Origin of the sequence: Methanobacterium sp. BRmetb2, from assembly GCA_003491285.1 — an archaeon.
In the GTDB taxonomy this organism is placed as follows: Archaea; Methanobacteriota; Methanobacteria; order Methanobacteriales; family Methanobacteriaceae; genus UBA117.
Genome location: CP022705.1, coordinates 12,278 through 26,762, shown reverse-complemented (window position 1 = coordinate 26,762; position 14,485 = coordinate 12,278). Strand labels below are relative to the sequence as shown.

Here is a 14,485-nt window from a genome sequence, read left to right as displayed (position 1 = left end):
AGTTTAAATGTCTTTAAAAAATAATAAACAAAATTGGGAAGATGCATCCCAAATTGATCCACTTTGGGCAATATTATCTGACCCAAATAAAAAATATCTTAAATGGGACATCGATGAATTCTTTGCTATTGGAGAAAATGAGATTAAAGATTTAATGGTATTTTGTGAAAAATTAGGGTATCCCAAAAAAAGGAAAAATGTACTAGATTTTGGATGTGGAATAGGTAGATTAACCAGACCATTATCAAATTATTTTCAAAAGTGTTATGGTTTAGATATTTCTGAAAATATGATTAAACTTGCCAAAAAGCACAATAAACATTGTAATAAATGTGAATTTATTTTAAATAATGAGGATAACTTACAATTATTTCCTGATGATTATTTTGACATGATTTACTCCGATATTGTTTTGCAACACATTGATGATAAAAAATTAATAAAAGCATATATATCTGAATTTATTCGTATTTTAAAATATAGAGGGTTACTAGTTTTCCAACTACCTTCTTATATACCAATAAAGCATAGATTCCAAATTAGAAGACGAACATATTCTTATTTAAGATTTTTGGGAATTAGTAAAGATATCCTATATTTCAAATTAGGTTTACACCCTATTTTAATGAATTTTATTCCCACTAAAGAAGTTATCTCATTCATAAAGAAAAATAATGCTAAAATTCTCAAAATTGATACATTTGAACATACTTCATATATTAACAATATATATTTTATTACTAAATTATAAATTTAAGGGATATTATGTCTGAAAATGGAAAGTCAGATACGGAAAGCGCGCAAAAATTTTATGATAAAGTGATGGCAGATAAAGATCATTACCAAGTTATATCCCAAAGGCATGGTTGGGCGGGGAATTTTCATCGATACCGAATTAAACTGTTAAGAAAAATTTTTGTTAATGAGTTGGGTATAAAAAAAAATACTGGAATATTAGATATTGGATGTGGAACATGTATATTTTCTGAAATTTTTTCTGAAGAAGAGTGCCCAAAAATTACAGGATTTGATATTTCAACTATAAATGTTAATAAAGCTAAAAAAAATAACCCCCATATCCAATTCACGGTTGATAACGCTCAAAACCCAAAAATAAAAGGTCAATGGGATGTTCTATTCGCGGGTGAGATAATTGAACATTTACCTCAACCTCAAGAAGCCTTGGAAAAGTGGTCAGAGCTTATAAAAAGTAATGGTTATTTAGTACTTTCCACCCCTAATGGTCTATTTAATAAAAAAACAGATGAACACATATCTTTATTTAGATTAAAAGAAATGAAAAATTTACTAGAGAATGATTACCAGATCATTAAAATTATTGGTATTGATTTATACATACCCCTTTTTAACCTAATCATAAATCATTTATTAATGAACAGATTCCCCAAATTTTCGGACTTTTTATTCCAATATAAAATGAAATTGGCATATAAACTCCCTAATTTAGCCAATAACATTATTTACATAGCCAAAAAAAATTAATACATTTAACGAAGTTTTTTAAAACGAAATAATATATATAAACTTTAATAATTTTAAATGTAAAACATATTTTAAACCATAAATTATGGTTATGCTAATTTAATCCCATCTAAAACACCATTAAAAAAGGCTTTAAAATTTTTAAAATTTTTATGGCATATTATAATGGAACCACTTATAATAAAAAACCTAAATACAAAAAAATAGGTAAAGAATACGAAGTATTGTTTTGTATTAGCATATGTCTTCATAAACCAAATCATATTCCTAGTGTCTAAATATGTGGTAAAGTCAGAAAATTTTTTTGAACTTTGTGACACTTTATGCCATATTTTTGCTTCTGGAATGTAATAACAGTCATACCCCGCTAATTTAGCCCTCATAGAATAATCTAAGTCTTCCCAGTAAGCAAAATAAGCAGGATCCAATAATCCTATTTTTTTTAATAAGTCTCTTTTAATAAGAAAACATACCCCTGATACATAATCTGTTTTAACGATTTCTTTGTTTATTTCTTTGTCCAATTCACCGTACCCTGCTGAAAATATTTTACCATTATAAAAATTTATTTTATTCCAAGAATTTTGAATAGTATTAGGAGTATCATAGAAATACGTTTTAGAACCAACTACTCCTGCTTTATTCTCTTTTTCGGCAAAGTCCACTAATTTTTCCAAAAATTCCTTATCTACAACTGTATCATTATTTAAAAGTAAAATATAATTTGGATTTATATACTTCATCGCATGTCTTATTCCAATATTACTTCCTTCCGCAAATCCATTATTTTTTTTACATTTAATAATTGTTAGGTTTGAATCGGATTTTAAATCAATAATTTCTTGTTTTTCATATTGTAAAACTTCAGATTCATTTTTAGAGTACTCGATAAGAAGTAGGGGCTTATTATTGGAATTATACTTAAAAAAATCTGATTTTATGCTTAATTTACCTTTACAATATTCACGTATTTTTTCTAGTGAATTATCTTCAGAACCATTATCAACAAGGATTACATTATAATTTTGATAATTAATCTGAAATAAAGATTCTAGACATTCAATAGTGTCTTTCCACCCGTTCCAGTTTAGTATAATAATTGAAACTTTAGGATACATAATTTTCTCGTATTTAAATAGTTATTTAAGTTCGAAAGAGATTTTCATGGATTTGAAAGATAAAAACATGCTTCGTCTCCTAATTTTTTTTCATTTAATTCTTGAGCATGCCTTTTAAAAACTTTAATCTGATCTTTGGTAAATATTTCCATATTAGGTGTCATGTTTCCGTCTAGTAATGTTATATTTCTTTTATATTGTTCACTTCCCCAAAATTGAAATTCAGTAGAATCAAAAATAGTATCTACTATATTTAGTCCTGTTTTTTGCACCAAAACATCAAAGCTATTTAAAGTGTGAATTAAAAAATGTCTAGGAGCATCTATCTGTACCCAATTGACTCCATAACGGCTCCATATATATTCTGTCTTTATAGGCATTCTAATTAAACATATTCCTCCTTCAGATAATATTTCAGAAACTTTCAAAAGGGTTTTTAATTGAGAAGATAAATGTTCAAAAGAATCATTAAAATTAATTAAATCAAATTTATTTTTAGAATTGAAATCATCAATACTTCTTCTAAGGATTTTCAACTGTTTGCTTCTATACTCATTATTGACGTAAGGATCAATACCTGTGAGACTTTTAAATCCTATTCTATTTAATTTATATAAAAAATCACCATGGCCGCATCCTACATCTAATACTTTTGAATCAAGATTAATATCAATTTTTCCCACTTTGTCAAAGATTTTTGTTGGATCGAAAAGAGAATTAGGATAATTTTTGTAAATGAACTTTCCTATCATCCCTTTTTTAAAAATAACATATTTATTACGCTCTTTTCCTAATATTTCAATAATATTTTTCTTTAAATTAGTAATTATATTTTGTGACTTTGCTCTTTGAAGGGAATAATAATTCGAGGGGTAGTATTTATCCATATTCACAGGAATATCTATTATTTGCAAGCATCCGCATGATGAACATTCCAAATAATCAAAGGATTCATTTAATCCAAACATCATTTCTTTAACAGAATAAGTTTCATTGTTTTTTTCATTGCCACATATTTTACATTTAAATTGGATTCCCCCAGTAAATATAGATTAACGTAAGTTCATAAGTCAAAAATTTATTTAACAAAATCCAACAAACATTAATGGTTAGCATTTTGAATCTATAAAATTATAAAAATATGAGTTTGATAGTATCATTTAATTATAACTTTTTTGAAAATCAATTTTGGATTTATGTAAGTCATTTATTATTAATTTTGTTGTTTTTTTAGATTTTTCTTTTAAATGAGGATTTTTTTCAGTTATTTGTCTTTTAATTGTATCATAATTTTTCTCTAGATATAAAAATTTGTCAATGATAATTTGAGCATTTATTTTTTCAATGTTTATAGTAAGATCCAAACGTCCTAATTCTTTCATGAAAGCTTTAGTTTTATGTTCATAGTATATAGCAATTGAAGGAATGTTCATTTTTGCAGCAAATATATTAGGGTGATATCTCATTCCAATAACGCAAAATAAATTAGATATTATGGATTGTTGAGCATAAGAATCTAAATTTTGAGGAAGAACGAATATTTTATTATTTTTTGATTTAATATAATCAATTAACGGTTTTTCTATCTCTTTATCTAAACCGAATAGTTGGGGGAGTATAATGACATAATATCCCTTTTTAGTTACAAAATCAATTGCATTTTCAATCGCAGTGATTATATTATTTTTTAATGATGTATTATTTATATATGAAGGGTGCCAATTAAGGTCGGTTATAGTCATTCCCACAACTTTTTGGGTTTTTATGAGATTAAGAATTTTATTAATTTCAAAATATTGATTTAGATATGTTTTGGGTATATCATTTTGGAAAGCAGAATCTAAAGCTAAATACGAATCTAAATTTAGTTGATCTTTAAGGTATTTTTTTGAAATTTTGTCTCTTACAATTATAAGATCCATTTTCTTTAAAATAAATTTTCTAATAAAATTTTGAAATTTTCCAGAAAAAGGGCCCATTGATGGGGCATAAATGTATACTTTTTTACCTTTTAATTTTGGTAAAAATAATTTGTATAAATAAAAGTATTCGTATAAGTTTAACCTTCCACTATATATATCACCAATGCTGGGACCACCTGGAGCGTGGATAACTAAATTGGAATCATTAATTGCTGATATAAAATCTTTACCTTTTTTGCTAAACGCAAAATGTCCTAATGAGATTAAACTTAAAAAAAAGTCAATAAAGAATTTCACAAAAAACGAAATTTTAAACTCAAAAAAAGGAAATGTTACTAATATTTCCATACTATTTTTCCCGGAAAATTGTAAATCTGTTCTGACATCAGTATTAAACATTATTTTAATACTTTGAACTGACATATTTGATGTAAATGAATCGATCATAGCTCTTATCGCTGCTTCGTCTCCTCTATTATTCCAATGAGCATTTAAAATTAAAATATTAAAACTTCTTTTAGTTTTATCAGGTTTAATTAAGTCTTTTTTTATTGATAATGACATAAGAGTATAATATAATGAAATATACATTTTAATAAATCCAATAGGCACATAACAAAGTAAAAACATGAATTTTGACCCCAAATAACTGTTAATTAAAGATGCAAATGCTATTAATTTATTGTAAAAGCTAATTTGAGTAGTAAAATTAGGAATTGGAATTGAATTTTTTTTAAAGAAATTTCTCAAAATAATTCTGTCCCTAATATTAATTTTTTTGAAAAATAGGAATGTTTGTTGTGATTCAATCACTTTATTGGAATCTATATGAATAAGTTCAATAAAGCCTTTATTAACTGCAGAATTTAATAATTCCTCGCCATTTTTAGTTCTAGATATCAATAGGGATTTTCCATTTCTTTCTTTTGATATTATTTCAGGTAACCACGCATCACCAAATGAAATATCTGAAAACTCTGCAGTTAAATCATTACATAATAAGCAATAAGTCGGGGCAAATAGACAACTGTCATGAAAATTTTTCCATAAAGGGGTTCCTAAAAGAATTTTTTTTTCTTTCCCACTTTTAAGTTTGACTGCGACTTTTCCCGGCCACCCTAAACCTCTATAAGATATTTTTGAAATATCCTCCTTTTTGATGTTTAGTTTGGTATATAAATATTCAGTACCTTTAAAAGTATTAGTATGTGAACATAAAATCCCAATTTTCAAAACAATTTTCTTTTTTAGTTTTTTATTTATTGCTTCTGCTTTTTTTATTCCATTAATATGACAAGGCAAACCAACAACAGCAAATTTTTCATTATATCCGGATTTGAGAATCTCCTTCAATGCAATATTTGCAGGCACGGGACAATATTTAGATTTGGATGCATCTATTATTTCTTCTCTAGTTCGTGCAATAAAAGGTTCTGGTTCTAAAGGTTTATCTTTTTTCATTCTTGTAACTAAAACACCATCAATTATTCCTTCATCCAAAGCAAAAATAAGTAATTGAGTAATTAAACCACCTGATGAAGAATTATATCGTATTTGGAAATCATTAGAATTTCCAGTATAACAATTCAAAAATTTACCTATAAAATAATCATCTGGATTTTTTTTGAATATTTCTGATTTTAATTGATTAAAATTAACTTCATGCCGGGGACATACATTAATACAAATTGAACATTTAGCACAGGTTTCTTCATTTATTTTAGGAATATAAATTCCTTTGTTTTCATTAATATAAAGTTTAATAGCCTCATTGGGGCATAAAGCAACACAAGTTCCACAACCTGTACAAAGGTCGTTTTTTTCTACATATTTTATATTAGTGTCATTCATATTCAACTTCTTCCAAAAATCTGTTTAAATAAAATTTTATCTTCATTATTAAATGTTTTTAATAATATTAAAACACTTAAATATATTAAACTTGCCATTATGAAAAGTAAAAATAGATTGATTCCCTTTAAATAAAATATTATTATTCCCATTATTAATGAAGCCATCAAAGGTTTCAGAAAATGATTGTGCAATCTTAACTTGTGATAATACTTATTAGTGAAATAAATAAAGGTGAAATACAAAAATATTTCTGATAAAACTGTTGCAATACTAGCACCAACATAACTTAAAGAAGGAATTAAAGCCAAATTTAATAAAATATTGAAAATCGCACTTAAAAGAACACTAATCATACGAATTCCTTGTCTATTAATTGAAGTAAGAAGTGTTCCCGTTATGCTGCTTATAAGTCTGATTGGAATAAAAAGTGCAAGAATTTGAAAAGCAATTATAGAACCAGTATATTGATTAGCATAGAATAGTTCAATAAATCGATCTGCAAGTATAAAAGCCCCAATAGCAATTGGAAATCCTATTATTGCCATATATCTAGAATTTAAAACTGTGAAACGTCCCAATGAATCTTTTGAAGATATGAAATTTCTAGACATCACTGGATAAATAGCAGATACAACCATGCCAGATATGATAGTTCCCAATGCAAGTAGAGGGTTGTATGCAGCATTATAAAGACCCACAGCAACATCATTTTGGAGAACAGATAGCAATACTGTATCTATTTTAAAAAAAAGCATTCCAAACAATAAATTTAAACCAAAAGGAACAGAACTAATAGTAATGGTTTTCCATATAGGAAAATTAATTTTAGGTAAAGGTTTTGAAATTTTCTTTAAAACTATAAAAAAGCTTATTATAACGCTTATTACACTTGATAAAATGTAAACATATGCTAAATCAATTAAATCATATCCTAAAAAAAGAATATACAAACCTAAAATAGTTAATATTAACTTTTCGATTGTTGTCACAGCAGCCATATATTCCATTTTTTCAACTGCCTGAAATATTGACATAAGCATTTGCGAAAATGATGTTAAGATAGTATAAACACCAAAAAGATAAACTATGTAAAGAACATCTGAGGGGTAGTTCATTAAATTGATTGTTAAAACAATTAAGCCGAATGTGATAACGGATAATATGACTTTTATAATAGAAACATTGGTGATATATTCAGCTGTAAGTTTTTTATTTCTTGCAATATCTCTAATCATGAATTGACTAATTCCAATATCTGCAAAAACTGCAAATAGTGCTGTAAAAGAGACTGCAAAGCTATATACTCCAAATTCTGCCGGTCCAAAGTATCTGGCAATATAGATCAATAGTACAAAAGCTAATATTGAGACTACTAATTGGGATATACCAGACATCCCAATATTTTTTGTTATTCTTTTGACCGTATCCATCAAGGCACCCTTTATTGAAAATAAATAACATTTTTTTATTAATTAAAACGTTTTACCATATTATTTTAACTTCCATTTTAATATGAGTAATCTTCTATGATTTACAGTTATATATGATTAATAGATTTTATATATTCTTTTTATTTATATGAAAACAATAAAGCTACAAATGATTTTATAATGTACTAATTTTTAATCCAAAAATTGTATTTTAGAAAACTCTAATAATTTAGAATAGAATAAATATAACATAATAAAATATATGGAGAATTTTGATGAACTTCGCAAATAAAAATATCTTAATAACCGGTGTCACAGGTTTTGTAGGTTCTTACCTAGCCAAAGAACTCTTTAATCAAAATGCAAATGTATATGGCATCATCCGTCATAGAGCCGATGGAAATATTTCAAAAAACCTCAAAGATCAAGGCATATCTCAAAATTTAAACATCTTAGAAGGTGACTTAACGGATATTTCCTCTCTTGCCAATGCCCTTGATCAATCAGAACCAGATTACATATTCCATTTAGCAGCCCAATCTTTTGTGGCTCGTTCTTTTGAAAATTCAACAGAAACTCAACAAATTAATTGTGTAGGCACATCTAACTTATTAGAAGCAATAAGACTTAAAGATCTTGACTCTAAAGTGGTCTTTGCAGGTTCCAGTGAAGAATATGGATTGGTTATTTCATCAGAAAAACAACTCCAACATGCACAAAGAAAACACAGTGTTATCTTTCCAGAACCAGATGAGATACCTGAAGTTCCCATCAAAGAAACTAACCCCTTAAGACCAATGTCTCCCTATGCTGTCTCCAAGGTGTATGGTGACTTTTTAATGCGTAATTATTATCATTCTTATGATCTAAACACTGTAGTCTCTAGGGCTTTTAACCATGAAGGTGCAGGCCGGGGGTTGATGTTTGTAACTTCAGTAATTACAAGCCAGATTATGAAACTCAAGTTTCATGAAGCCAATGAAATATCCATTGGTAATGTTAATGCATTTCGTGACTGGTCACATGTAACAGATATTGTAAATGGTTACTTATTGCTGGCAGAAAAGGGTGTACCTGGAGAGGTTTATAACCAAGGATCCATGCGGACCAATTCAGTACTGAGTTATATCTTATTAGGATTGGAAGAGGCTGGATGGAACATAGATAAAATTAAAACTGTAAATAACGATAAAATTATAAAAAATCCAATAGAAAATGATGATACAGAAATTTTCGGCATCAAATTTGATAAGACCAAGGTAGATAGATTAATGCTGGAAGATCAATTGGAATTCCAGGTTGAAGATAAGGGGATAATTGTTGAAACTGATAAGGAAGATATTAAGGTAAAATTTAACCCTGCCAGATTCAGACCAGCTGAAGTTCCAATCCTATTATCAAACACGAGTAAAATACAGAAAATCGGCTTTAAGATTGATTATACTTTAAATGATATTATAAAAAATCAGTTAAATTATTTCATGAAAAAAGAGAATAGAATTTAATTTTTTATTATTTTTGAAAATAAATTAATTTTAATGGTTAAGAGATCAATGTCATTAGTGAGATGATCCTCTTAATAATTGTTAAAATTTTTATAAAGCTAATACAATAACTTTTTTATTAGACCAATGGTGATTTAATGGGTTATTTAATCTGCAATAAATGTAAAAGCTACTATAAACTACGATCAGGCGAATCTGCAAAGAATTTTGTTGATCAATGTGACTGCGGCGGCAAATTAAGATATGTTAAAAATTTGGATATTGTTGATCCTCAATGGAGGCCAGTACAATTAAAGAAAAAACCCACAAAGAAGGAAATCCTAAAAAACAAGATTCATTCACTTTCTTCAATACCCTTAAATCTTAAAAATAGTTTAATTCAATTTAAAAATAATCTCCAGTGCCGCCTCCAAAACCGCCAAAACTGGAATCATAACCCTAATTATGCTTCACAAACAGGCAATATAAATTCCATAATAAATGAGATTAACTTCAACAATATCCGATGGACGGTGGTAATATCTGCAGCATTAGCCATAACTGCGATAGATGCCTTTACACAGGGTATTTTCACCCTTTTAATCCTGGTAATTTTAGTGGCGGTGGGTTACCTCTTCAATGACCGAATTATTGGAATTAAAAATGCCCTAATTACTGGTGCTATTTCCTTCTTTTTTGGAAGCCTTTTCACAAGTTCGTTTCTTTTGTTAATACCTTTAACTATAGTGGGAGCTATTAATGGAGCTGTCTGTGGATGGATCGGAGGATACCTTAAAACAAGGCTATAACTAACTTATATTCTATTCAGGAGTTCAAGAGATACATTTTTAGACGGGTTTTTCATATCTAATAATTAATTAAAAATTAAATAAAAAAAGATGGGTATAGGAGGGTCATGCTTTAGCAATTATTACTTTCTGATTGTATCTCCTTACACAAACTTATTACGTTATTTAATGAATCAATGTGTTTAAATCCCCATGCTACTACGTTAACTGCCCATTCCGTACATTTAAATCCGTAATCTATCCATAACCAGAATTGGTACCATTTAGGGTGTGGTTTTGGAGGTTTTTGTGGGAAGCCTGATATATCGATATCACCCACCTGGTCCATATATGTTCCAGAACCAATTACCTTTACATCGCCAGGTATAGGTTTTTGGGAAGGTGGGACATCATTAACACCGTAGACATTCCCTCCACTGGGTTCTTCAGTTCTATTGGTCGTATTTGTCGTTGTAGCGCATTCCTCTGTAATATTATCTGGAATTTCAGCATTATATGAATCATTAAAAGTTGTGTTAGTTTTATTTACAACAACTAATGGTGTAGTATTAATAGCTGTGACCTCTGTTTGGGTATCTTGTTTAGGTAATGAAGCCCTATACATCAATTCTGCATTCATAAGATATAATCGATTATCCATTTTGCCTCTTTCCACAGTAATACCTGCACTCCTTTGAGTTACTACACCTAAACAAGTACTAATTGCTACGGTGGTAACCACTATACTTGCTGTGATAGCTACAAAGACAATTAAAATGGGGGATGCTCCTCCTGCGGTTCCTGCCGTTAGTAGACCTGCTACGGCGGAACAAACTCCACAAATACCTGACATGATACCCAGAATAACCGAAGCCACGGTATATTGGGCATGTAACTCGCTGCTTAGTGCATCAGGTAGTGATATTCTTGATTTTGCAATGGATCCTGCAACGTAAGCATTATTTAATTCACTGGTAGGCATGTAACGATAATCATAATCCCCATATGTTGGGTTTCCACTGAAATAACCTGAATTGTTATCATATTTCATTTTACTCTGCCGGATGTTATAATCATCGATAGTAGTAAAATTAGCCACATAAATCTTTAAATCATCCAGATAATCTCCAAAGTTCTGGATAGGAGATGGATGTTTGTTTTTATAATCATCCCATTTTGGACAATTTAAAGGATATGCACTATAATTTAAAGGATTAGATTCATTTGTATTGATTGTTGTATTTTCTGCCACAGTGATGTTTTTATTGATGGTTCTGTTATAAGTGAAGTTGTTATTAGTGATGCTTTCATTCAATATTCCTGAATTATTCAAAGGCACGGCGTTGGCACACAAACCACCAATACTATACCCTAACATTAAATAGATTATTAAGAACCCTGTAATCTGACGCAAATTCATTTTCACATCACCTATCTTCTCTTAACATTTTTCACTTCTATTTTACTTAATATGAATTCCTTTCACTTACTAATAAGAGTTACCACTAAAATTTAAAAGTTTAAGTATTTAAAGTTTTTTATCATCAGGTGCATCTAAATATGTTGAAAGGGGGAAATATTTACAAGAAAATTAAAAAAAATATTTATTAATTTCTAATAATAATCATATATTTTAGCGGTTCAGTTCACACCGGGAGATGTGTAGGCATCGTATAGGTCGTAACGGGTCGCACCCATCCTAAAAAAGTTGAAATTATCCTTAATTATTTCAGTTGAGATGGATGAACTGTTAATGAACTCATATTCTATATTCCTTACATTAATGAAATTGGTTCCACCAGTATTGTCTGTCCTTTCTTCCCTTAACCATAATGCCAGTTTAAGAGGATTTGCACTAATATAACTATCATTTTGATTAATAAGCATCATCTCAGGGTTTATCGTGGCGTTTACCACAACTTTAACTTGACTGCCTTTAATATAAAAGTCTTTACTCATGGTGGTCTATAGATCTTATTTACTAATTGTCCACGTGGTGCCAGGTGGCATTTTCACTAACAAAATACTCAGAGGTATACTCACCCAAGAGTCCAAAAACTAAAAACAACACTGTTATAATTACAAATCCAACTGTTATAACTTTAGTTCTTAAGTCCTGTTTCATGTTATCAACTCGTTACTCAGTTAGAATATCACTATTTTCAGGATTTATAGTTAGACTTTTTATATTTTTAATATTTAAAATAGGGAGTAAATGGTTGAAATCCTAAAAGATTTATGTGTCCTGTTCCATTCGGATTTCTATGGATTTTTTCAGTGACCAGATTTAGGGCCAAAATATGTTTTAAAAATACTTTTTTCACCCAAAATTGCCACCTATCCGGTTAAATAGTTTGGAGGGATCCCAGCTTAACTTCTCCCCATAAACCATCCTCTGGGCCCGGTCAACCTCACTAAAACCATTACTTAAAAGAAATTCCACTGCTGGAATATTATTTATAGGCAGCACAAACCGGTTTTGATGCTTTGATCTTAACTTCATCAACTCTACACCAGCTTCCACATCCTGGGCCATGATGAGTCCTTCACCTAAATCCGGCAAGTAGTAACCCATAATTTCTCCCTGTTGATGGTAAACATAAGAATCTGCCAAGTTGCCTCTAAGTAGAATGCTTCTATCTTCACCAGATATTCTATTATCGGGAGACAGTACCTTTGCATGGTCCTGTTTGTCCAGTTTACGGATATTATTGGAAATTTTATGGTCCACTTTTTCATCTTTGCCTAAAAACACGTATTCTGTCTCAAAGCTAAAACCCACCTTCTGGTATACTTTAAATCCAGATTCGGTGGCAATTAATGATATGGTGGAAGCATCCTTCTTTTTAAGATAATTGCATAAGTAATTCACAATGAAGGTGCCTACACCTTTAGCCCTGTGTTTTTCATCTACAATTATATGGGCCAACCAGGCAGTTTTACCAAAGGATATCCCACACCCTACACCCACTATCTTTTCATCTACTAAGATTTTAATGGGATTACAAAAAGGGCTATGTATGTAAAACTTAAAATCCAGGGTAATGTCCGGCCACTTTTCTGGCTGTAAATCACTAATAATGTGGATATCCTCTTCTACTATATTATTTACAATCATTAATCCTTTAACTCCTTTTATTAAATGTTTACAATCATTAGCTTTTTAAACTCCTTAAATGATCAAATAATTCAGTAATTATTAAAACAAGCATTTAGACTTCAAATCATATCCAATGTAATTTGAGCTGCCTTCTGTTCGGCTTCTTTTTTACTGCCGGCAGTCCCGGTCCCATAATGTTTCCCATTTATAACCGTGGTCATGGTAAATATTTTATTGTGGGGCTCTCCTTTCTCCATTACCAGTTCATAACTTAGATCAAGGGATCTAACATCACATAGGTGTTTTAGTTCAGATTTATAGTCGTAGAAAAATATGTCATTGTTCTTGATGTGGGGAATCACTGTCTTGGATAAAACTTCTCTCACAATAGAGAGTCCCTGGTCCAGGTACAGGGCACCGATGAAGGATTCGAACACATCACTCACCACGGAATCCATCTCCCGCCGGGACAGTTGGGCTCCTACACCCAATTTTATATACTGGTCCAGTCCCAGTTCAGTAGAATAGTTGTAAAGGGCCTGTTTACACACGTAGTTAGAACGTATCTGGGTTAACTCTCCCTCAGTCAGGTGGGGATTATGGTTGTAAAGGTATTCAGAAACTAATAAGTCCAAAACAGCGTCACCTAAAAATTCTAATCTCTGATAACATTCATTAAGGTCGTGTTCATTGGCATAAGACTCATGGAGAAAGGCAAGCTCGTAAAAATGCCTATTATGTGGTTGGATTGAAAGCTTTTTGAGTAAGTGCATGTTATCAATTATATAGTTTTTAATAATAAAAATTCACTTTGAACCTAACATTTATATTGTACTTGTTGGAATTATAAAAGACATTGACAGGTGTTGTTATGAATTATAAACATTTTACTCTACTCTTAGCTTTAATATTATCTGCAGTTATGATCTCAGGATGTACTGAAATAAAAGCAGAGAACGGGACATGGGGCGAAAAAGAGCCTGTAAAAGCCTCAGAATTAAGAATAGTCAACTCTACCGGTGAACACTTCGACCGGAACGAGACCAGTATATACTATGTCTACGGAGATCTAAAAAACACGGCAGGTAACGACGCCTACAATGTGGTGGTTCAGGCTAAATTCTATGATGCCGAGGGAAACTTGATAGGAAACAACACCACAGGTACCGTAGATCCAGATACAGTGGTTGGTGAAGGAACTTCCTTCTATTATGTGGGTTGGGATGATCCAGACAAAAAAATTGTCAGGTATGAATTGAAAATTGTGGTTAATTAATTTATTCTAT

The 14,485-nt window shown here is 30.0% G+C and carries 13 protein-coding genes; 5 read left to right on the top strand and 8 right to left on the bottom strand.

What is annotated here, in order from left to right:
* Positions 1–7: 7 nt before the first annotated feature.
* Entirely contained in the window at positions 8–751 is a 744-nt protein-coding gene (locus tag CIT01_00115) for a hypothetical protein (GenBank protein ID AXV36709.1), read from the top strand.
* A gap of 14 nt (positions 752–765) precedes the next feature.
* Positions 766–1,503, top strand: coding sequence for a hypothetical protein (locus tag CIT01_00110; GenBank protein ID AXV36708.1), 738 nt, complete (start codon positions 766–768; stop codon positions 1,501–1,503).
* Positions 1,504–1,592: 89 nt separating this feature from the next.
* Here the strand turns inward: CIT01_00110 and CIT01_00105 are convergent, their stop codons facing one another.
* From CIT01_00105 to CIT01_00090, 4 genes are all read right to left on the bottom strand, one after another.
* On the bottom strand, positions 1,593–2,621 hold the full coding sequence (locus tag CIT01_00105) for a hypothetical protein (GenBank protein AXV36707.1): 1,029 nt from the start codon (positions 2,619–2,621) through the stop codon (positions 1,593–1,595).
* Between the two features lie 44 nt (positions 2,622–2,665).
* On the bottom strand, positions 2,666–3,592 hold the full coding sequence (locus CIT01_00100) for a hypothetical protein (protein ID AXV36706.1): 927 nt from the start codon (positions 3,590–3,592) through the stop codon (positions 2,666–2,668).
* A gap of 189 nt (positions 3,593–3,781) precedes the next feature.
* Complete coding sequence (locus CIT01_00095; GenBank protein ID AXV36705.1) at positions 3,782–6,394, bottom strand: hypothetical protein; 2,613 nt, start codon at positions 6,392–6,394, stop codon at positions 3,782–3,784.
* 2 nt (positions 6,395–6,396) lie between these two features.
* Positions 6,397–7,827, bottom strand: coding sequence for a hypothetical protein (locus CIT01_00090; protein ID AXV36704.1), 1,431 nt, complete (start codon positions 7,825–7,827; stop codon positions 6,397–6,399).
* A gap of 275 nt (positions 7,828–8,102) precedes the next feature.
* Between CIT01_00090 and CIT01_00085 the strand changes: the two genes are divergently transcribed.
* A complete protein-coding gene (locus CIT01_00085; GenBank protein ID AXV36703.1) occupies positions 8,103–9,332 on the top strand; it encodes a GDP-mannose 4,6-dehydratase in 1,230 nt (409 codons plus the stop codon).
* Between the two features lie 137 nt (positions 9,333–9,469).
* Positions 9,470–10,120 (top strand): MFS transporter, encoded by a 651-nt coding sequence (locus CIT01_00080; GenBank protein AXV36702.1) that lies wholly within the window; start codon positions 9,470–9,472, stop codon positions 10,118–10,120.
* Between the two features lie 112 nt (positions 10,121–10,232).
* On the opposite strand, the gene CIT01_00075 is transcribed toward CIT01_00080, so the two are convergent.
* The 4 genes from CIT01_00075 to rnc all read right to left on the bottom strand — a co-directional run bounded on the left by CIT01_00075 (position 10,233) and on the right by rnc (position 13,972).
* Positions 10,233–11,519 (bottom strand): hypothetical protein, encoded by a 1,287-nt coding sequence (locus CIT01_00075; protein ID AXV36701.1) that lies wholly within the window; start codon positions 11,517–11,519, stop codon positions 10,233–10,235.
* A 221-nt stretch (positions 11,520–11,740) separates the two neighbouring features.
* On the bottom strand, positions 11,741–12,058 hold the full coding sequence (locus tag CIT01_00070) for a hypothetical protein (GenBank protein ID AXV36700.1): 318 nt from the start codon (positions 12,056–12,058) through the stop codon (positions 11,741–11,743).
* 361 nt (positions 12,059–12,419) lie between these two features.
* Positions 12,420–13,217 (bottom strand): hypothetical protein, encoded by a 798-nt coding sequence (locus CIT01_00065; protein AXV36699.1) that lies wholly within the window; start codon positions 13,215–13,217, stop codon positions 12,420–12,422.
* A 101-nt stretch (positions 13,218–13,318) separates the two neighbouring features.
* Entirely contained in the window at positions 13,319–13,972 is a 654-nt protein-coding gene (rnc, locus tag CIT01_00060; protein ID AXV36698.1) for a ribonuclease III, read from the bottom strand.
* A gap of 98 nt (positions 13,973–14,070) precedes the next feature.
* Between rnc and CIT01_00055 the strand changes: the two genes are divergently transcribed.
* A complete protein-coding gene (locus tag CIT01_00055; GenBank protein AXV36697.1) occupies positions 14,071–14,475 on the top strand; it encodes a hypothetical protein in 405 nt (134 codons plus the stop codon).
* Positions 14,476–14,485: the final 10 nt, after the last annotated feature.